Source organism: Mediterraneibacter flintii, from assembly GCF_055387595.1.
This window is the reverse complement of the sequence record NZ_AP031405.1, coordinates 1,294,522-1,315,480: the sequence shown is the minus strand read 5'-3', so window position 1 is coordinate 1,315,480 and position 20,959 is coordinate 1,294,522. Positions and strand designations below refer to the sequence as shown.

The 20,959-nt window shown below is 41.4% G+C and carries 22 protein-coding genes; 5 read left to right on the top strand and 17 right to left on the bottom strand.

What is annotated here, in order from left to right:
- Window positions 1-15 precede the first annotated feature (15 nt).
- The 13 genes from kdpB (ACZ5C4_RS06275) to ACZ5C4_RS06215 form a co-directional block, all read right to left on the bottom strand.
- Entirely contained in the window at window positions 16-2,085 is a 2,070-nt protein-coding gene (kdpB, locus tag ACZ5C4_RS06275) for a potassium-transporting ATPase subunit KdpB (RefSeq protein ID WP_464520239.1), read from the bottom strand.
- Window positions 2,086-2,101: 16 nt separating this feature from the next.
- Window positions 2,102-3,844: a potassium-transporting ATPase subunit KdpA gene (gene kdpA / locus ACZ5C4_RS06270; protein ID WP_464520238.1), complete on the bottom strand. Its 1,743-nt coding sequence runs from the start codon at window positions 3,842-3,844 to the stop codon at window positions 2,102-2,104.
- An 11-nt stretch (window positions 3,845-3,855) separates the two neighbouring features.
- On the bottom strand, window positions 3,856-4,227 hold the full coding sequence (locus tag ACZ5C4_RS06265; protein WP_186875198.1) for a hypothetical protein: 372 nt from the start codon (window positions 4,225-4,227) through the stop codon (window positions 3,856-3,858).
- Between the two features lie 117 nt (window positions 4,228-4,344).
- Window positions 4,345-6,378 carry a DUF4118 domain-containing protein gene (locus ACZ5C4_RS06260; protein WP_464520237.1) on the bottom strand — a complete coding sequence of 678 codons (2,034 nt, stop codon included), beginning with the start codon at window positions 6,376-6,378 and terminating at the stop codon, window positions 4,345-4,347.
- A 64-nt stretch (window positions 6,379-6,442) separates the two neighbouring features.
- Complete coding sequence (gene kdpC, locus ACZ5C4_RS06255; RefSeq protein ID WP_464520236.1) at window positions 6,443-7,090, bottom strand: potassium-transporting ATPase subunit KdpC; 648 nt, start codon at window positions 7,088-7,090, stop codon at window positions 6,443-6,445.
- Between the two features lie 18 nt (window positions 7,091-7,108).
- Complete coding sequence (gene kdpB / locus ACZ5C4_RS06250; protein ID WP_186875201.1) at window positions 7,109-9,166, bottom strand: potassium-transporting ATPase subunit KdpB; 2,058 nt, start codon at window positions 9,164-9,166, stop codon at window positions 7,109-7,111.
- A gap of 46 nt (window positions 9,167-9,212) precedes the next feature.
- Complete coding sequence (locus ACZ5C4_RS06245) at window positions 9,213-10,982, bottom strand: potassium-transporting ATPase subunit KdpA (RefSeq protein ID WP_464520235.1); 1,770 nt, start codon at window positions 10,980-10,982, stop codon at window positions 9,213-9,215.
- Between the two features lie 30 nt (window positions 10,983-11,012).
- Entirely contained in the window at window positions 11,013-11,090 is a 78-nt protein-coding gene (gene kdpF / locus ACZ5C4_RS06240) for a K(+)-transporting ATPase subunit F (protein WP_117975237.1), read from the bottom strand.
- Window positions 11,087-11,209: a hypothetical protein gene (locus ACZ5C4_RS06235; protein WP_279287355.1), complete on the bottom strand. Its 123-nt coding sequence runs from the start codon at window positions 11,207-11,209 to the stop codon at window positions 11,087-11,089. Before ACZ5C4_RS06235 ends, kdpF begins: the two co-directional genes overlap by 4 nt.
- A 444-nt stretch (window positions 11,210-11,653) precedes the next feature.
- Window positions 11,654-11,986, bottom strand: coding sequence for a DUF1648 domain-containing protein (locus tag ACZ5C4_RS06230; RefSeq protein WP_464520234.1), 333 nt, complete (start codon window positions 11,984-11,986; stop codon window positions 11,654-11,656).
- Window positions 11,987-12,057: 71 nt separating this feature from the next.
- Window positions 12,058-12,819, bottom strand: coding sequence for a TraX family protein (locus ACZ5C4_RS06225; RefSeq protein WP_464520233.1), 762 nt, complete (start codon window positions 12,817-12,819; stop codon window positions 12,058-12,060).
- A gap of 185 nt (window positions 12,820-13,004) precedes the next feature.
- Window positions 13,005-13,544 carry a DUF1697 domain-containing protein gene (locus tag ACZ5C4_RS06220; RefSeq protein WP_464520232.1) on the bottom strand — a complete coding sequence of 180 codons (540 nt, stop codon included), beginning with the start codon at window positions 13,542-13,544 and terminating at the stop codon, window positions 13,005-13,007.
- A gap of 28 nt (window positions 13,545-13,572) precedes the next feature.
- Window positions 13,573-14,319, bottom strand: coding sequence for a GNAT family N-acetyltransferase (locus tag ACZ5C4_RS06215; protein WP_464520231.1), 747 nt, complete (start codon window positions 14,317-14,319; stop codon window positions 13,573-13,575).
- A gap of 307 nt (window positions 14,320-14,626) precedes the next feature.
- Between ACZ5C4_RS06215 and ACZ5C4_RS06210 the strand changes: the two genes are divergently transcribed.
- Window positions 14,627-14,836, top strand: coding sequence for a chorion class high-cysteine HCB protein 13 (locus ACZ5C4_RS06210; protein ID WP_082667519.1), 210 nt, complete (start codon window positions 14,627-14,629; stop codon window positions 14,834-14,836).
- Between the two features lie 144 nt (window positions 14,837-14,980).
- Window positions 14,981-15,337, top strand: a complete 357-nt coding sequence (locus tag ACZ5C4_RS06205) for a molecular chaperone Hsp90 (protein WP_464520230.1) — start codon at window positions 14,981-14,983, stop codon at window positions 15,335-15,337.
- 77 nt (window positions 15,338-15,414) lie between these two features.
- Here the strand turns inward: ACZ5C4_RS06205 and ACZ5C4_RS06200 are convergent, their stop codons facing one another.
- Window positions 15,415-15,561 carry a hypothetical protein gene (locus tag ACZ5C4_RS06200; protein WP_464520229.1) on the bottom strand — a complete coding sequence of 49 codons (147 nt, stop codon included), beginning with the start codon at window positions 15,559-15,561 and terminating at the stop codon, window positions 15,415-15,417.
- Window positions 15,562-15,753: 192 nt separating this feature from the next.
- On the opposite strand from ACZ5C4_RS06200, the gene ACZ5C4_RS06195 reads away from it, so the two are divergent.
- Window positions 15,754-16,311 carry a hypothetical protein gene (locus ACZ5C4_RS06195; RefSeq protein WP_464520228.1) on the top strand — a complete coding sequence of 186 codons (558 nt, stop codon included), beginning with the start codon at window positions 15,754-15,756 and terminating at the stop codon, window positions 16,309-16,311.
- Complete coding sequence (locus tag ACZ5C4_RS06190; RefSeq protein WP_464520227.1) at window positions 16,271-16,555, top strand: hypothetical protein; 285 nt, start codon at window positions 16,271-16,273, stop codon at window positions 16,553-16,555. Before ACZ5C4_RS06195 ends, ACZ5C4_RS06190 begins: the two co-directional genes overlap by 41 nt.
- A gap of 550 nt (window positions 16,556-17,105) precedes the next feature.
- Here ACZ5C4_RS06190 and ACZ5C4_RS06185 read toward each other — a convergent pair.
- Complete coding sequence (locus tag ACZ5C4_RS06185) at window positions 17,106-17,582, bottom strand: acyl-CoA thioesterase (RefSeq protein ID WP_464522310.1); 477 nt, start codon at window positions 17,580-17,582, stop codon at window positions 17,106-17,108.
- A 194-nt stretch (window positions 17,583-17,776) separates the two neighbouring features.
- Here ACZ5C4_RS06185 and ACZ5C4_RS06180 point away from each other — a divergent pair, with 194 nt between their 5' ends.
- On the top strand, window positions 17,777-18,511 hold the full coding sequence (locus ACZ5C4_RS06180) for a tRNA pseudouridine synthase A (protein ID WP_464520226.1): 735 nt from the start codon (window positions 17,777-17,779) through the stop codon (window positions 18,509-18,511).
- Window positions 18,512-18,628: 117 nt separating this feature from the next.
- Here ACZ5C4_RS06180 and feoB read toward each other — a convergent pair whose 3' ends face one another.
- Together feoB and ACZ5C4_RS06170 are read right to left on the bottom strand one after the other, a co-directional pair.
- Complete coding sequence (feoB, locus tag ACZ5C4_RS06175) at window positions 18,629-20,677, bottom strand: ferrous iron transport protein B (RefSeq protein ID WP_464520225.1); 2,049 nt, start codon at window positions 20,675-20,677, stop codon at window positions 18,629-18,631.
- A complete protein-coding gene (locus ACZ5C4_RS06170; protein ID WP_464520224.1) occupies window positions 20,674-20,901 on the bottom strand; it encodes a FeoA family protein in 228 nt (75 codons plus the stop codon). Before ACZ5C4_RS06170 ends, feoB begins: the two co-directional genes overlap by 4 nt.
- Window positions 20,902-20,959: the final 58 nt, after the last annotated feature.

Sequence of the window (20,959 nt, the reverse complement as noted above, 5' to 3'; positions counted from 1 at the left end):
ACATTTCCCTTCTTATCAACTAAGTCCTATGCCCGTAAGCAGCATATCGATCAGTTTAATACATACAAACGGTGTTACAATTCCTCCAACCCCGTAGAACAAAAGATTGCGGAATAAGAGCCTCCCTGCCGATACCTCCCTGTATTTTACCCCTTTTAATGCAAGAGGAATCAAGGCGATAATAATCAGTGCATTATATATAACTGCTGAAAGTATCGCGCTTGTAGCACTGCTAAGTCCCATGATATTAAGTGCGGACAACCCGGGATAAAGTCCTACAAACATTGCCGGTACAATCGCGAAATATTTTGCCACATCATTTGCGATACTGAAAGTAGTCAGGCTCCCCCTCGTCATTAAAAGCTGTTTTCCAATGTGCACAACTTCGATCAGTTTGGTCGGTGAGGAATCTAAATCTACCATATTCCCCGCTTCTTTTGCTGCCTGTGTCCCAGAGTTCATTGCCACCGCCACATCTGCCTGTGCAAGTGCCGGCGCGTCATTTGTTCCATCACCAGTCATTGCCACAAGATGTCCTGCCTCCTGCAGCATACGGATCTTCTCCAGCTTCTGTTCCGGCGCCGCCTCCGCCAAAAAGTCATCCACTCCCGCCTCCGCCGCGATCGCCGCAGCCGTCACAGGGTTATCACCGGTAATCATAATCGTCTTAATTCCCATTTTTCTTAAATCTGAAAACTTCTCTCTGACTCCTGCCTTGATAATGTCTTTCAGATAAATTACCCCCAGGACTTCATGGTTCTTCGCGACGATCAGAGGGGTTCCGCCTTTTTGTGACACTTGGGAGGCTACCGCTTCACATTGAGAAGAAACCCTCCCTCCTGCCGCTTCTACATATTCTTTGATCGCATCAACAGAGCCTTTCCTTATTTCACTTCCTCTTAAATCTACTCCACTCATCCGCGTCTTAGCTGTAAATGGAATAAATTCTATCTGCATATCCTGCAGGTTCCTCTCCCGAATTCCGAAGGTTTCTTTTGCCAGAATCACAATGCTTCTCCCTTCCGGCGTCTCATCCGCAAGAGAAGATAGCTGCGCCGCATCTGCCAGCTCCTGTTCTGTGTGTCCGTCCACTGGAATAAACCTGCTCGCCTGACGGTTTCCCAGTGTAATTGTTCCGGTTTTATCTAAAAGCAGTACATCCACATCTCCCGCCGCCTCGATTGCACGTCCACTCATAGCAAGTACATTCGCCCGATTCAGCCGACTCATTCCGGCAATCCCAATCGCCGAGAGCAGCGCTCCGATCGTCGTCGGCGCAAGACATACCAAAAGTGCAATCAAGGAGGTAATTGTCGTCGGGTTCACCCTGTCCGCCTGTCTAGCAGAAAAAGAAGAAAATGCATAGAGTGACAGCGTAACAAAAATAAAAATAATCGTAAGAGCTACAAGAAAAATCTCCAGCGCGATCTCATTGGGCGTCTTCTTTCTCGCTGCCCCCTCGACCATTGCAATCATTTTGTCCAGAAACCGTTCCCCTGCCTCCTTCGTCACCTGGATGACCAAGTAATCTGAAATCACCGTCGTTCCGCCTGTCACAGAATTGCGTTCCCCTTGTGTTTCTCGGATTACAGGAGCAGACTCTCCTGTGATGGTGCTCTCATCTACAGACGCCGCCCCTTCTACCACTATGCCGTCCGCCGGAATATGCTGTCCGGCCTCCACGAATACCAGATCTCCTGTTTTTAACATAGATGACAGAACTTTTTCTTTCTTGTCTTTTTCATCCGCAGATGGAATTCGGTATGCCGTCACATCCCGTCTCGATGCACGCAGTGAATCTGCCTGTGCTTTTCCATGTCCCTCCGCAATTGCCTCAGCAAAATTCGCAAACAGTACCGTAAACCATAGGATGACTGCTACTGCGAATACAAACCCTGTAGAAGTATCCTGAAGTCCAAACAGTCCTGCTATAAACAACAGTGTAGTAATGCACGCACACAGATATACCAGAAACATGACTGGATTTTTTACCTCCGTCTTTGGAGCCAATTTGATAAATGAATCCTTTACTGCCCTGATAACCAGCTTCTTTGTTATCAGTCTGTCTTTCCCTCTCCTTCTCATCTTCTTACACTGCCTCCTAGCCTATCATCTGAAAATACTCTGCAATCGGCCCAAGGGAAAGCGCCGGCAAAAAGCTAAGCGCTCCTATAAGCAATATTACAAAAATCAACAATCCTACAAACAATGGCCCGCATGTAGACAATGTTCCTGTCGTCACCGCTGTTTTTTTCTTCTTTGCCATATTTCCCGCTACTGAAAGAATCGCCATCATTGGAATAAATCTTACCAGTGCCATCACAATTCCAAGTGAAAGATTTAAAAACACCGTATTCGCTGCCAGCCCTGCAAAGGAAGATCCGTTGTTTCCTCCCGCCGAAGAAAACGCATACAGAATCTCTGTCAGTGCATGTGCTCCTGTATTATTCACACTCTTTTCTACGGCCGGAACAAGTGCGGCGATTCCGCTTCCTGCCAGGATTGCTACGGATGTCATAAGACAGATAATGCACGCCATTTTCATCTCGTGTGCTTCAATCTTCTTCCCCAAATATTCCGGCGTCCTGCCTACCATAAGACCTGCAATAAACACTGTCATAATGGCAAATCCAATCATTCCGTACAGTCCGCTTCCTGCTCCGCCAAATACCACCTCTCCAATCTGCATGAGCAGAAGCGGAATCGCGCCTCCAAGCGGGGTATAGGAATCATGCATAGAATTGACAGAGCCATTTGCAGCCGCCGTCGTAAATGTCGCCCACATAGCAGAATCTGCAATTCCAAATCTCGCTTCTTTTCCTTCCATATTGCCGCCCGCCTGACCGTCCGTCTGCTCTATATTAACGGATTCCTGTGCTTTTAGCTGCGGAGTTCCAGATTGCTCTGCAGCAAAGGTGGCCGACAGTGCAAGCAGCAAAAGGATCAGCATGGCGGAAAATAAAGCGACTCCCTGCCGCTTGTCTCGGATATTTCTTCCGAAAGTGAAACACAGAGATACAGGGATCAGCAAAATAGAAATCAGTTCAATCAGATTGGACAGAGCCGTCGGATTCTCAAGCGGAAAAGCCGAATTTGTGCCAAACACGCCTCCACCGTTTGTTCCCAACTGCTTGATTGCTATCTGGCTTGCGGCAGGGCCCATAGGTACTGTCGCTTCCGTAATCTCATCGCCGTCCTCCGTCACCACTGGTTCTATAAGCTCTACTGTCTCATTTCTGTTTAAGTTTTGCACAACTCCCTGCGATACCAGGAGGACAGACACAAGGATAGAAAGTGGAATCAGTATATAAAGAAGAATTCTTGTCAAATCTGCCCAGAAATTTCCAAGCCCCTCTGATTTCACCTTTACAAATCCCCGTATCAGTGCAAATAGGACAGAAATTCCAACTGCCGCCGATACAAAATTCTGCACGGTCAATCCTGCCATCTGTGAAAAATAAGACATAGAAACCTCGCCTTTATATGCCTGCCAGTTTGTATTTGTCACATAGCTTACCGCCGTATTAAAAGCGAGATCCGGACTCATCCCTTTTACTCCCTGGGGATTCAAGGGCAGTACACCCTGCAGCAGTAAAATCAAAAACAAAAACACAAAGCTAAACAGACTGAATGCTCCTATGCTGACAGCATACTTCTTCCAGCCCATCTGTTCTTCTTTATTGATTTTAAGCGTCCGGTATATCAGTCTTTCAACAGGAGAAAGCAGTCCTGTCAAAAAGACCTTTTCTCCATTCATCACTTTTCCGATATATCCGCCAAGCGGAACTGCCAATACAACTAATATGGCAATACACAACCCGTACTGTACGATTGTATTTTCCATTCTCTCACCCTCTAAAACTGGTTCTCATTCTGACTCTTCTCGTTGAAATCCTCACAGTCCGCCTCATCATATGCCGGCTCTTTATTATCTCTGGTTTTTTCAAAAGCAGAATATAATTTCATATTATATCCCGCCGGCAGATACGACGCGTCCAGGGCTGCCGCAGCTCTGAAATGGCACATTGCCTGCGGATGCTTTCCCTGCTTTTCAAGCATGATTCCCATCAAATTGTGCGGAACAGCACTGTGCGGATATAATTCCATATATTTCGGTATCAAAACTTCACATTCATCCCATCGCTTATCCTTTACATAATTGCGGATCACTCTGCAAAGCTTTGCAAAATCTTCCATTTGCTTTTCTTTTGCCTCATTTTCTCTCATTTCTTCTGCCTCCTTCCGGTTATAAAGTAGCACGCATAATACAAAATGGGTGTTAAAGAACACCCACCTCATATTAAAATTATATTAAAATGGTATAAAAATCATTTTTATATCTTCTTATGAATCTCTCCTGCGGTTTACCAGATAAATCCTTGCAAATACGAGTGCCGCTTCATTTAGCATTGCCGTAAGAAGCCCATATTCAAACGGCGGAATCTCTCTTTTTTCCTCCAGCACAATCCCCATCACTCCATATATCTCATCACTGGATTTGATCGGCAGATACATTGCCTTTGCTCCAGGTAACGTATGGGTACAACATCCCGCCCGCTTCTGATTTACCATTACCCAGTCCACCACTGCTCTTTCCTGGCTGTCCACCATATTTCTCAGCTGCTCCTTAGACACTCCTTTTTTCGGAAACAGCCAGGGGCCAGTTGTCTTCCCATTCTTCCGGATAAAAAATACCACTGAAAGATTCATCAATTTCAAAACCTGCCCGCTTAATTCTATCAGCAAGTCTTTTACAGAATCCACACGCCGCATCCTCCGGCTGTTGTCCAGCAGAAGCTCTGTCCGGTACACCAGCTTCGCGCTCTCTCTTGCCTGCCTTCTTTCGTTCGATACAATCGTAGAAATAATTAAGGCAAATGCCAGCATAAAGGCAAAGGTTGCACTATATCCTTTCAGATAAATTGCAAAACTGTACAGCGGCTCTACAAAAAGCCAGTCAAACAGAAGAACACTGATAAGCGCCGCTGATACAGAGATAAACCTGCGCGTTGTAAATACGGATAATATCAGTATACCCAGAAGATACATAATAATAATGTCCGCTTCTAAGAAACCGAATTGTTTCATTCCAAATCCAATCGCCGTAACACTTGACAATATGGCCGCCTCTTTTAGAATGTCCATTCCAAGACTTTCCGTTCTCTTGGCATTGACATATCGTTTTTTAGGCTTTCTAAGAAGAAGCTTTCGCTGCCTCTCTCCGGTATCTGGAATAACATAAATATCAATATCCGGAATATATTCACTGATTTGATCCGTCAAGGTTCCCTTCTTTTGTCCAAACAAAATTCTGTGATTCGTTCTTCCAAGTACAATTTTTGTCACACTGCTGACTCGGGAATACTCTGCAATCTGAAACGCCACGTCCTCCCCGAATACAGAAACAATTTTGGCTCCCAATGCCTCGGCAAGGTGTACGTTATCGTCCCGCATCTTCTTCACAGACTCATCTGCATTCTGCAAAAACGGAGTCTCCACGTACAAGGCAGTAAACTGTGCATGAAAGGCATATGCGAGTCTAGATGCGCTCCTTATGACTTTTGCACAGGTAGGTGACGGAGAAATACAGGTCAGAATATGCTCGCCCTGATAATACTCCCGTCCTTCTTTGCTCTGCCGCATCAGATGCTCCTGAATCGCCACGCGGTTAACCTTGTCCGCCATCCTTCTTAACGCAATCTCTCTTAATGCAATCAGCTTTTCTTTTGCAAAAAAGTTATTCAGCGCACGCTCTGCCTGTACCGCTTTATAAATTTTTCCTTCCTTGAGCCGTTCTATTAAAATATCCGGTTCAATATCGACAAGCTTCACCTGCGTCGCAGAATCAAATACAGAATCCGGAATTCTTTCTTTTACATGGATTCCCGTAATTTTTTCTACAATGTCGTTCAAGCTCTCCAAATGCTGTATATTTACGGTCGTATATACGTCGATTCCCGCATCTAAGATTTCCTCAATATCCTCATACCGTTTCTGATGCCGCATCCCCGGTGCATTTGTATGCGCCAGCTCATCTACCAGCACCACTTTAGGTTTTCGCTTTAAAACCTCATCCAGATTCAGTTCTCTTAACTGAATCCCTTTATATTCCACCATAAGCGGCAGGATCTTTTCCAAACCGTCTTCCTTTTCTCTTGTCTCCGGCCTGTCATGCGGCTCTATGTACCCTGCCACAATGTCTACGCCGTCCTTTTTCATCGCGTGCGCAGTCTCCAGCATCGTATAGGTCTTGCCAACACCTGCCGCATATCCGAGAAAGATATATAATTTTCCTTTTGCCTCTTCTTTTTTCCGCTTTTCTTCCTCCTGAATTCTTCTCAACAGCTCCTCAGGGTTTGCTCTTCCTATCTCACTCATCTGGGGTCCTCCTAAAATAATTTCAGGGAGACCGTATCGCAGTCTCCCTTTTTATTATACACTATTATTCCTCTGTTGTGATAGCCCCAATTTTTTCAGCAATCTCAATGTTGCATTTCAAAACGTTGACCTTTTCCTCTCCAAAGACGCCCAATACCTTATGTTCTGTATTGTTTTCAACAATCTGCGCCACTTCCTCCTCTGAAAGTCCGGAAGCAGCCGCTACGATCGGAGTCTGTACCTTAGCATTTGCAGGGCTGATATGCGGGTCAAGTCCGGAACCGGAAGCTGTCAGCATATCTGCTGGAATTTCTCCTGTAAATTCCTCTCCAACCACATCTTTGTAGCGTTCCTTGAATGCCGCAACATCTTCCTTCACACGTGCTTCCAAATCTTCGTTTGTAGCACCGTAGTTAAATGTTCCTGAAGACACTCCTGCATAGTCGCCGTTTTCTTTTTCTTCTTCTGTGTATGTGTTGTAATTCACTGAGGAAACTCTTCCATGGAAGTACTCATCTCCCTCAAATGCCTGGCCAACCAGCTCGGAACCGACAGCCTCACCGTTTACTTCAATCATATTCCCGTTTGCCTGCTTGTTGAAAAACAACTGTCCAAGTCCGGTCAGTACCAGCGGATACAAGATTCCGCAGATAACTAATAACGCTAATGTGAGAATCAATGCTCTCTTAAAATAAGATCCAAAACTTTTCATTTTTATCTTCTCCTACCTTTATAATCCAATCAGTGCAAGCAATGGTGTTACAATTATATCAATAATCTTGATTCCGATAAATGGAAGAATCAGACCACCTACACCGTAAATTCCCATGTTTTTCAAAAGCATCTTTTCTGAGCTCATTGGTTTATACTTAACACCGCGCATAGCGATCGGTATCAGACACGGAATGATAATGGCGTTGAATATCAATGCAGAAAGTATCGCACTGTAAGGAGTGGACAGATGCATGATATTCAGTATTTCCATCTGTGGAATCACCAATGTAAACATCGCCGGAATGATGGCAAAATATTTTGCCACGTCGTTCGCGATACTGAATGTTGTCAGGGAACCGCGTGTAATCAGGAGCTGTTTTCCGATTTCTACAACTTCCAGAATCTTTGTCGGATCGGAATCCAAGTCTACCATGTTTGCCGCTTCTTTTGCTGCGGAAGTACCGCTGTTCATAGCAAGACCTACGTCCGCCTGTGCAAGCGCCGGAGCATCATTTGTACCGTCTCCAGTCATGGCAACAATCTTTCCTTCTGCCTGTTCCTTTTTAATTTCTACAATCTTGTCTTCTGGTTTACACTCTGCGATAAATCCGTCTACACCTGCTTCCTTTGCAATTGTAGCAGCAGTCAGCGGGTTATCTCCTGTACACATGATTGTCTTGATTCCGATTTGTCTTAATCTGTCAAATCTTTCTACCAGTCCTGGTTTTACAGTATCTTTAAGATAAATCACACCGTAAACCACATTTCCTACACATACAACCAACGGAGTTCCGCCAAGTCCTGAAATTTCTGTCACAATTCCCTCTAAGTCTGCCGGTACTGTGCCGCCGTTTTCTGTTACATATGTCTTGATTGCGTCATAAGCTCCTTTTCTTACAGGAGTGCCGTCCTTTAAGTTTACACCACTCATTTTTGTCTGCGCTGTAAACTCTATAAATTCCATCTGTGAAGATAAATCTTCTGTAATCTTTGTTCCCAGTGTTTTTCCCAGCTCTACAACTGATTTTCCTTCCGGTGTCGCGTCACACAGGGATGTCATAACCGCATAATCAATCAGGTCTTCCTTCTTAATGCCCTTTACAGGTCTGAAATCTGCCGCAAGACGGTTACCATATGTAATCGTTCCTGTCTTATCCAGAATCATTGTGTCAACGTCTCCGCACGCCTCAACTGCTTTACCGGACATTGCAATGACATTGAATCTTGTTACCCTGTCCATACCTGCGATACCAATCGCAGAAAGCAATGCGCCGATTGTTGTCGGAATCAGACACACAAGAAGTGCAATCACCGTTGCAATTGGAATCTGTACTTCTGAATAATCTGCAAAGCAATACAACGTTACTACGACAATCAGGAAAATAATTGTCAATCCAACAAGCAGTGTGTTCAGTGCAATCTCGTTCGGCGTCTTCTGTCTGGAAGCACCCTCAACCAGTGAAATCATCTTGTCAAGGAAGGACTGTCCTGGTTCGGAAGTGATACGTACCTTCAGCCAGTCGCTGACTACCGTTGTTCCTCCTGTTACAGAGGAAAAATCCCCGCCTGCCTCTCTTGTAACCGGAGCAGACTCACCTGTGATTGCAGATTCGTCAACAGACGCGATTCCTTCGATTACTTCACCGTCGTTTGGAATCATTTCATTTGTTCTTACAATGACTACATCGCCCTTTTTCAGTTCAGAGGCGTTGACTACCTTTTCTGTACCGTCTGGTAAAAGCAGATTTGCCATTGTATCTCTTTTTGTCTTTTTCAAAGACTCTGCCTGCGCTTTGCCACGTCCCTCTGCAACAGATTCTGCAAAGTTCGCAAACAAAACTGTAATAAACAATATTACTGTTACAATCCCGTTATATAGCCTTAATGTGCTGTCATCTCCAAAAACAGTCGGTACGATTGTCATCACGAGTGCAAGCACAAATCCAACCTCAACAACGAACATAACAGGATTTTTAATCATATATCTAGGATCCAGTTTCTGGAAAGCGCCGATAATAGAGCTTTTCAGTATATCCCGTGTAATAAATTTCGTTCTTTTTTCTTGTTTAGCCATCTCAATCGATATCCTTTCTCAACCTCAATTCTCTGCTCCCGCCGGATTATGACATCCACAGAACAAGATGCTCTGCAATTGGTCCGAGCGCCAGTGCAGGGAAGAATGTCAATGCCGCGAAAATATATACAACTGCTACCAGAATGATTACGAAAATCGCATTGTCTGTTCTCAATGTACCAATCGTTTCATTGACACGTTTCTTAGCAAGCAGACTTCCTGCAATTGCCAGCTGTGCAATGATTGCGATATATCTTCCAAAGAACATCGCAAGTCCTGCTGTGATATTCCAGAAATAGGTATTATCAGCAAGTCCTTCGAAACCAGAACCATTGTTTGCCGCTGATGAAGAATATTCATACAATACCTGTGACAGTCCGTGGAATCCTGGATTCGTAATTCCTTCCAAACCTGCAGAGGTCATGACTGCCAAAGCAGAGAAGCCAAGAATCAAAAGCGGATGTACGATTAGTACAATCGCAACCAGCTTCATCTCACGCCCTTCAATTTTCTTTCCTAAATATTCCGGCGTACGCCCTATCATCAGTCCGCAAAGGAATACTGCGAGGATGACATACATAATCATGTTCATCAAACCTACACCTTTTCCGCCAAATACACAGTTTAACATCATGTGAAGCAGCGGAACCATACCGCCAAGTGGTGTCAGTGTATCATGCATGTTGTTGACTGTACCAGTCGTAAAGGATGTAGTTACTGTCGTAAACAAGGAAGACTGTGCAATTCCAAATCTGACTTCTTTTCCTTCCATGCTTCCCATATCCTGATTCAGCCCTGCCTGCTCTAGAATTGGGTTCCCGTTGCTCTCTGATACGAAGCACACCGTAACGCCAATCAGGAAGATAACAGCCATTGCTGCGAAAACAGTTCTTCCCTGTTTTCCAAAGAATACTCTTTTTGCCGGAGCCTTCTGAGCAACTGCTGGTGTATTCTGTGCTGCCTGTGCTGCACGTGCGGCCTTTTCTTCTTTTCTTCTTGCCATCGTCATTTTACCAAATGTAATGACACATGCGCCCGGAAGAATCATCATAGACCAAAGTTCAATCAAGTCAGAAATGATGGTCGGGTTTTCAAATGGTGTCGTTGAGTTTGCTCCGAAGAAACCACCGCCGTTCGTTCCAAGATGCTTAATGATTTCCAGTGCCGCAACAGGCCCTGTCTGAATATCCTGTAATTTCCCTTCCAGTGTATGTACAGTGAAGTTTGCCTGGAATGTCTCCGGCGCTCCTTGCCAAATCAGAAGAAGTCCGCCGATGATGGATACCGGAACCATAATTCTTGTTGTGATTCTCACCATATCCTCATAGAAGTTACCGACGTCTTTTCTCTTTCCTGCAAGCCCGCGGCAGAATGCCATACATGCCGCATAACCAGAAGTTGCTGATGTGAACATCATAAAGATGATGACAAGCATCTGGCTTAAATAAGAAAGTCCGGATTCACCGGAATAGTGCTGTAAGTTTGTGTTCGTCATGAAACTGATGATTGTGTTGAACGACAAGGTCGGTTCCATGCCTTCAATCCCGTTCGGGTTTGCCATTAAGAATCCCTGGAATCTCAAAATCGCATATCCTACCAGCACCATCACTGCGTTCGTCATAACAAGGTGCAGCGCGTACTGTTTCCAGGTCATCCCTTCTCTTTTTATTCTACATACTTTATAAATCGCTCCGTCTACACGGTCAAACACCGGATCTGCAAACGTCTTTTTGTTTGTAGCAATGTGGTACATATAGGCTCCCATCGGGATAACCAGTACCATATATATTGCAAGCGTTAAAATTATCTGTAACATTTATTTGTCCTCCACTTTATGATATCCTAACTATAATTTTTCCGGATATACTAATGCATAGAGCAGATATCCTGCCAGTAAGATGATAATAATTCCAAGTGCAATCATTTTTCTTCCTCCTGTCCTTCCACCTTAGGTACTCTTACCTGTTTTTCACACCAGTCCGCCAGAAGCTTCATCAGTCCGAAGCAGACAAGCAACGTTAAAACCATAAGAACATCCATCATAGCTTTTTCATTCCTTTCTTTTATTCTTGTTGAATATATAAATTTAGCACGTTAAAAAATATAGCATAGCGGAAATAAAATCTGGATTATAACAAAGGGGTTGGATATTAAAATCGTATTAAAGGCAATGTGGCACGAACAAAGTGGGCAAGCCCACTTCAACTCCTCTGCCCCTCACTCTTGAGGGGCTTGTCCACTTTGCACGCCGCCGCAATACCGCAAAGCGGTAAAATTTCCTTATTGCGGCGTGCGCATCTCACCCGGAGGGCTTTTTGTATAATAGGAAATTTATTGAAATTTCCTATTATATAAAAAAACGCATAGACTATGACGTCCATGCGTTTTTCTTTAAGTTTTTAATAAAAATGTAAAGCAACTGCGGTAAAACTATCCAATAATTTAATTCTACGCATAATGCAGGAGAAAAAGGAAAGCTGCCAAATTTTATGTAAATGAAGCATATATAATCTGCACTTCCGCAACTATCACAAGTAAAAGAACACCATCTACTATCCAGTTATACTGCGTATCCGTCAGGGGTGTTTTGGAATGCGTCAAACAGTATTTTATTTTTTCTCGTCCTGTCAAAAATACAATTAGTATTTGTATGATAGGAAATAAGAAAATTTGTATCTTTCCTACGTAATTATCTGCAATACCATCATTTGTAAAATGTATTGGAATACTGTCTGGCAGGAAAAATATACTGATAAGGGCTATGAAGCAGCCTATACCACAAATCATCCAAGTAAATTTTCTAGTACTTATAAACCTCATAACAATCCTTCTTTCTGTCAAATCTATATTTTTCATTCAAACAACTGGATTTTTCTACATCTGCAGGGTGCTTATCCACTGACCAATGGCAGAACAATGTATGTACTTACAAGGGTAAAAAGCAGTAAATGTGCTGGATAAAACCAGTAAAAGAAATACTTCAATTTTATTCCCCGTTTTCCATTATATAAATTTATAAATATCAAAGAGCTCACTGCCAGCAAAAAATTAGGTTCAACAAGTCCTGATAACGAAAAGTCCAGCCCGCATATATACATAACCAAAATTGCTGATATACTTTTCAACACTGGTTTATTATGGAAAAGATAAAATACGGCAATCAGGAATATGCCGTAATACCAGCCATCTAATTGGCATATATAAGATACACCGGCTCCTATCAGCGTAATGATAATAAAAGCTATACTATTTCCTTCAAACCGCTTTATCAATGTAAGAACACACAGACCTAATAATAATGTAAATAAAACATTTTGCTGCTCCAGGCTGAACATTGTCCCTGACGCCGCCCAGTCATAAATAGGCTCTGAAAGAACAGCGAAAATTCCTAAATTCAAAAAATATTTTTTCAAGTTCTGTGTATGTAAAAAACCTTCTACTAATAAAAAACAAAAAATGGGAAACGCAATCCTGCCTAAAATGTGAAAGATGTCAGAAACTGTTAAAAGCACAGAAAATTGCGCATCTGTAAACATTGCATATGGTGCGTTCAGTATAATCCCCTGTTTCAAAATAATTTGACTAAAATGATCAAGTATCATGGATATAACTGCTATAATTTTTAATGTACTGCCTGTAAAATATTTTTTCAAGTTGTCTTCCTCCTGCCTCAAAATTTCAGTCTGTCGCTTTTCTCATTCTTTGTTTTTGGTATGCCCATTCATTCTATTTTGAAAATCACAGGTCTTGTCATCCATACTTTCAAAATTTGTTGCTTTATTAATCGCATACAGTCCTTTACAAATTTGATGGGTACATTCCGGAATTTAAAAAGCAATTACATGCCAACTATTTTTCTTACTGTATTTGCTGTTCTTATTGTTAATTTTGTGCTGATATTTGTACTTGCCGTTTTAGACCACCAATTTGTTTTTTGATAATCTTTTCGACTGAAAGACCAGAATATTACATCTTTGTAATCTTTTATCTTTTCTAATTCAGGTTTAGGCTCTCCAATTTCATTATATACATCAGAAAAAGTCGCTGGCGGTATAATGAAAATCAAATTATCATAGATTTCTTTATCGCCATTTCCCCACCAGTCAGGTGCATTGTGCAAAATATCCTCAAGCAGTTCTCTTGATATGACAAAAACAGGAATCTCTAAACCAAACTGTTTTTTTATCATTGCCTCAATCTGATGTGTAAACTTCCTTGTATCATTTTCATCACTGGAAAAAATCACATTGCCACTGTTTAAATATGTCCTGACTTCTTCAAATGCAAGGTTTTCAAAGCCTTTCTTTAATTCTGCCATTGGCACTTTGTTTTTTCCACTTATATTGACGCCTCTTAACAATGCAACAAATCGTTTCATATTTTTAACTCCTTTTACACCTTCTAATTTATTTTGCTAATAGCTTTAAAAATCTCTTGTCATTCATTTGCTCATTTGTTAAATATTCTCCATTATAAAACAGAGCATACGTTGTAATTGGCGTAGGTACATTCTGCGCTTCTTTTTTGCTTTGCAAATGAATTGCTTTAAATTGTACGCCCTTATCCTTTGCTACTTCTTCTATAATAGGAACATATTTCGCATTAAATGGACATTGGCTGGTATAGTACAAAACATATCCCATTTCTTCAATGTGCGGGTGTGCTGCACACTCTTTGAATTTTGGTAAAGAAGCATTTGTAATAAACGGAAAATGCCATAACTGAATCCCATTATCTGCTTCATCACAGATAGTGAAACCTTTGTACTTTAAAAACTTAGAGTCAGATAAAAATGGCTTTTTCTTTTTAGATGATAAAATACATATTCCTTTTTTGCCTTTATTTTTACTATCTTCAATACAACTGTTTAATAAGTCTGTTGAATAGCCATGCCCTTTAAAAGCTCCGGCAACCCAAAGACAGTTAATATACATATAATCATCTGCAATAATAGGATTCCATGCATTTTCAGCAGGAATATATTCAATAAAACACTTTCCCCGTTCTTCGCTCTTTAGAAAAACTAAGCCATCGTCAAATTCCCCTTTTAACCAAGTCTTTTTCGATGACACTTGAATATCATTGTTGTTTGAAATTGCACAGCATATATGTTCCTCATCAATATTCTCATTTGTCACTCTGATATATTCCATAAGAATCCCCCATAACTTTCAATTTGTCCTTTATTATACCACAGAACAACTTAATAGATATTAAATTTTAAAGTTAATAGCTTTCAATAAAGACTCTGCATATCTAAATACACAATCATCCATAGTTTGTTCGCTTATGGCTATTGTTCAAGCAGAATTAGGAATGCTGTCACAAAGATTATAACCATTTCTTTTTACTTGTCAGTAGAAACTCGCCTTTTAGTAAAAAATTTTCTTTTTCTTCGCACACATTCTTTCTGTCAGCATATTATGTAACTGTAAATAAACATATTTGGAGGATTTCAATATGAGTGAATTAAGTGCTACAAACTGTGGATGCGGATGCGAAAACGGAGGCGGAATGTCTTCCTGTCTGTGGATTATCATCCTGCTTTGCTGCTGCGGCGGCTGCGGAAATGGTTTCGGCGGCGGATTCGGCGGCAATGACAGCTGCCTGTGGATCATCTTACTTCTCTGCTGCTGCGGCGGATTCGGCAACAATGGCTGCGGATGCTGATAAACACATAATCTCTAAATACTGATAGGCTGTGGCTTAGGCGGGTAAAACATCTGCCAAGGCCACAGCCTTTTGTTATATTGATATTTCCATGTATCCATGCTAAAATAAGGACAAATTTTAGAAGAAAGAAGGATGGACGATATGGAAAAAAATGTTTTGGATTTCACGGTTGAAAAAACAAAAGAGCTAATAAACGCTCCTACCTGCAGCAGTGAAACAAAGGAAGCTGCACAAGCATGGCTGGATGCTATAGGAACCGATAAGGAGACAGCGGAAACAAAAAAATATATCCAGGAATTAGAAGCAGATATTATGCCGATAGATAATCTGATTCAATTTGCAGAATCTGAAAACGGGCCAAAGGTTTTCGGTGACAATGCGCCGAATGTAGCCGCACATGCAAAAGAAATAAAAGCTGCCGGTGCTAAATACTGTGACTGCCCTGCCTGCGCAGCAGTAGAAGCAATTCTCGAGAAAAAGGACAGTATTTTAGAATAGACCTTTGTTGTAAAAATGGAACAGAAAGTATATACTTCCTGTTCCATCCTATTTTTATTCCGTTTATAATATTCTTATTAATGTTCTTCCCTATATTCTTCTTTATTTTTATTTACATGTTGCCCTTCTGTTTTTATTCTCTCTTTGTCCATCTTCTTTTGAAGCATACATTCTTCATCTAACTCATATACCGCATTTCCATCAATAATCAATTTTCTTTTCATATCTTATTCACCATTCTTTTTGTTTCTTTATTATATTATGTAGAACTTACTGTACAGGTGTGTTTCTCTCCTATATCTATTCTCCCCTTTCACATAGTATTGCCAATCTACAGCTTATATATTCCTGCTGCCAAAATCATATTTCAGATACAAAAGACATATATATTTATAACGTTATAATCAGGAGCACTTATGGAGAAGAAACTGCCCAGACCAATGACTCCTTTTGATGAACTTGTCACCCCGCCCGCAGTTCAGACAATGAAACTGCTACTTCCTTATACACCCGCATCCGGTCAGCAAATGCTCGGTACTTTCATCAAATTTATCGAGCTAAAAGAAACCCTTGCTTTTTTCCAGAAACGCGGCCAGCAGCTTCATTCACAGGCACTCCAACGACCTGCCCCCTCTTCTCCTGCTGAAATTTTAGAAGAACTAGGACCATATTTACCTCCAGAAGGAGCTTCTGCTCTGGAGCAATTTTCCAATATGATGCAGATGATGGAAGTGGCGAAAACATTTCAGGATTCTTTCGTTCCAGACGATTCTTCCACCCAGCCTTCAGATAAAAAGGAACAAATTTCACCCCTGGAAATGATGATGGGAATGCTCACTCCTGAGCAAAAAGAAATGTTTGAAGCATATAATTCTATATTTTCCAATAATGATAATATTGATATAGGAAACTCTCAGAAAGGAGATGATATAGTTGAACGAATGGATAAACCACCCGGCAATGAAAAATATTGATCCTGCCAAGCTAGAGCTTATAAAACTAGCAGCAGAACAAACGGCTGGTAAATCAGGAAAAGAACTTGCGCCGATTATGCTCGCCCTGATTACCAGCGCAAATAAAAAAGGACTTCGCTTCACTTCCGATGAAGTCTCCCTTATATTTGAAATACTAAAAGAAGGCAAATCAAAAGAAGAACAGGAACAAATAGATAAAACAATCCGCATGACAAACTCCATCTTTCAAAAGCACAATAAGTAAATTATAAAGTTAATTGACGAAATGGTTCGCGTAAGAGGGCGTGTATTGCAACGTTCGTCAGGGCTTCGCCGGAATTCCTCACTTTTGCAACACACGCCCTCTTGCGCTTACACTTTCGCCAGCTTAAGTTTATAATTCGTAACGGAAAAAATCGGCTTCACGCTGCTACACATTTCCAATCGGAAGTAAACAAATTTTTCTGATTGGGAACTCGTGGCAGCGTGAAGTCGATTTCTTTTCATTTAAATTTAACTAACAAGGTGCCTTCCGAATGGCGGGGGGAAAAACTTCTGACTGGAAGTGACAGCAAAAACACTGTGTCAGATAAGCAGGACATTGACAAGGAGCGTTCCGAATACAGTTCGCCTGGTTCTTAGCGCAGGGCATCTGCGTGTTCCAATGGACACACAGATGTTTTGTGCTTAGAACCACTCGAACGGATAAGGTAAAGCGGGTCCTGCCCTGTGTTCTGATACAGTGTTTTTTGCGTACCTTCTATTAAAATTTTTCTAACAGACAAGGAATGCATTTTGTTAGTTAAATTTATATTCTAAAATCCTTCTTCTTTTCTTTTTATCCGCATTTCTCTTCTTTTTTCTGCGGCATCCCACTCTGCTTTTTCTTCTTCTCCCTCTAGAATAAGCCGTGGTACTCTTGCAGGCCTGTCATTTTCATCAATGGCAACCATTGTAAAATAGGCTCTGTTAATCGGCCTTCTCAAGCCATCTTTTTCATTTTCTACATACGTATCTACCCGTACTTCCATAGAGGTATTTCCTACATAGGTAACTTTTCCCACAATCACTACCATTTCTCCGTTATATGCGCCATGTATAAAACGGAGATTATCTACAGAGGCAGTAATAACATTCATTCGTGTATGCCTCATTGCCACTAATCCTGCCGTCTCGTCCAACCACTGCATCAATATGCCACCAAAAAGCCTTCCTGCTGCATTAAGATGATTTGGACGCACAAGGCGCACTGTCTCTACCTTAGAATCTTCTACACTTCTCTGTTCTGCCATCATACTCACTCTTATCCTTTCCGCAAACAGACACTCGTCTATTTTATTCTGTCCCGCTAACGCTTGTATATTATCTTCATATATAAATTATAAATGGTACTGCTTATAAAAATCAACTCTGTACTTCCCGAAATACATCCTGTAAAATAAATATGCATACCAAATATGAATATGCTCTGAAAGGAAGAACGAAAATGCAGAACATTTGGCTTACATTAGAATATGACGGGACACGTTACTTAGGCTGGCAGCGCCCTATCAGAAATAATGCAGCACGTACTGTCTCTTATAAGCTCTCAGAAGTTCTCCGCCGCATGACCGGAGAATCTCCCATATTAAACTGTGCTGCCAAAACCGAACCTGGTGTACATGCTCTCGCACAAGAAGTATCTTTCCAAACCTCCTGTACTGCCTCACCAGAAGATTTCGTACAGTATTTAAATACTTATCTTCCACAGGATATAGCAATCCGTCGTGCCTGCCAGATGCCAGAACGTTTCCGCGCTGATTTAAATGCCAAATCACGTACCTACATTTATCATCTGTGCATACTGCCTGTGCAGGATATTTTCAAACGGCAGTATGCGCTCCATCAGTTTCCCTGTCCTGATGCTGCACTTATGCAACAGGCCGCAATGCCCCTTATTGGGAAACACGATTTCAAGTATTTTGCATCTGGACACACGAAAAAAAATACAAAAAAAGAGCTTTTTGATATACAGATAGATACAACGCCTGAAAAAATTTCCCTGACATTGACTGCGGATGATTTTCTTCCTAAAATGCCCCGTCTTATTATCGGCACACTTTTAGACATTGGATTGGGTATCCGCAGAAAAGATACCGTAGAAAGTGTCTTAACAGGCGTACAGGCGCCAAGCCTACCTTGTGACCCCAAAGGTCTTTTTCTTAAACATGTTTTCTATTAAAATTAATTTAGGACGTCAAAAGACGTCCTATCACGATTATTTTTCTTCCTCTAAATCAACTGCTCTTTGTTAATATAATGCCGATTCCTTATTGACTTATACAAAAAATTGTATTCTCTATAGAAGAAACAGTTTCCCTATATGATACACAATAAAGCTTACACTCCATGCAACAGCAAGCTGAAATAGTAAAATTTGAACCGTAAGCTTCTTGCTTCCTACCTCCCGATTTATTGTAGCAATTGTCGCTGTACATGGTACATACAACAGACAGAACACCATCAGTGCATATGCATTTGCGGCTCCAAATCCCATTGCCCCCAGCGTTGCCACAAAGCTTTCCATGCCTTGTGCAGTCGTAATATTCTGGATTCCAAATAATACACTACAGCTAGAAACTACTACTTCCTTCGCCGCAATACCTGAAATCAGTGCTACAACAATCTGCCAGTAGCCAAGTCCTAATGGTGCAAATATTGGTACAGCAGCTCTTCCAATTATAGAGCCAAAGCTCTGGGTAATATCTGTTACATATCCTTGCGGCCCAAAGTTCAAAAGAATCCACATAACAATTGAGGCCAGAAAGATTACGGTTCCTGCTTTTGTCAAATAATCTTTTATCTTCTCCCATACATAAATCGTTATTGTCCGCGCATTGGGCGCTTTATATTCCGGCAGCTCAATAAGAAGAGATTGTTCTGCCCTGCTGCCATCTATTCTGGATAAAATATAAGCCGTTAAAATTGCAATTACAATTCCTAGTAAATACATAGAATAACAAGCCAGCATCGCATGTTTTCCAAAAAACATAGAAGAAAATAAAACATAAATCGGTAGTCTTGCACTACAAGACATAAAGGGTGTCACCAAAATTGTTTTCAAACGGTCTTTTCTGTGTTCTAATGCACGAGACGCCATAATCGCCGGAACCGAACAGCCAAACCCAAGCAGCATTGGAAGAAATGCTCTGCCAGATAACCCAAGACGCCCCATAATATCATCCATAACAAAAGCAACTCTTGCCATGTATCCACTATCCTCTAAAAATGCAAGAGCCAAAAAAAGAATAAAAATATTAGGCAAAAATGTCAGAATTCCCCCTACTCCTGAGATAATTCCATCTACTATCAGTGATTCCAACATTGGATTGATTCCCCAGAGATAGAGTATGCCGCTTACTTTTTCCGTTACAATCTCTAATCCAATTTCAAAGTATCCCTTCAGCCAGTCTCCTACTGTAAAGGTCAGGAAAAATACAAGTGCCATCACTATTAAAAAAATGGGCAGCCCTATCCATTTTCCAGTCATATAACGATCAATTTTATCTGTGCTTTCTTCCTTTCTGCTCTTATTAACCAATATTTCTTCTATTACTTCCTCAATAAAGTCATATTTTTGATTAATAATCTCCTTTTCGTAATTATGCTCTGCCAGCGCCTTTATTTCTAACGGATATTGCCTCATAACTGTTTCATCCTGCTCTAGAAATTTGATTGCATGCCACCGTTTATTTTTCATGTCTGGATATTTCTCATCGAACTGAGAAATGAGCATATCAATTTTGTCTTCTATACAATCGTCATAGACCATTGCGTATTCCGTATGGTGATTATGCTGATGCTGCGTATTTTCAGAGTGGTGGTGAATAAAAGGCCCCTGTTTTGCATATTCCTTGTGATGAGCCACTGCATGCATCAGGATCTCCAGCCCTGTTTTCTTCCTTGCTGATACGGGAATCGCTGGTATCCCAAGCATCTCCGGTAATCTATGGAGATCGATTTCCATCCCCCGTTCTTCTACTATATCCATCATATTCAACGCAAGTACGACAGGTTTTCCCAGTTCAATCAACTGAAGCGTCAAGTATAAATTGCGTTCCAGGCAGGATGCATCCACAACATCCACGATCACATCTACCTCTTCACTCATAATGCACTCTCTGGATACCTTTTCTTCCATCGTGTAAGATGTAAGACTATATATTCCTGGCAGATCTATCAACAGAAATTCCTGGCCTTTATAAACGGTTCTGCCTTCCTTCTTTTCTACAGTAACCCCTGGCCAATTTGCCACTTTTAAATTTGCTCCGGTGTAGGCATTGAATAATGTTGTTTTCCCACAGTTTGGATTTCCAATAAACCCGACTTTAATTATATTCTGGTTCATGCCATATTCTCTCCTACCATAATATGATCTGCAATCCTTTTCCCAAGCGCAAATCTCGTACCACGGAAACGTACAGTAATGGCACCCTTTTTATCGTTGTTTAAAATAGTAATCCTAGAACCCTGTGTAAGTCCAAGCGCCTCCAGTCTGCGTTCCAGATTTAGTTCCATATCAATCGACTCTACTATATAAGTACAGTTATCTTTTCCCTCTTTCAATCTCATCTTTTTTATCCTTCGTTCTCTTATTGATAATTTTTCTCTATATCGGATTATAAAATGT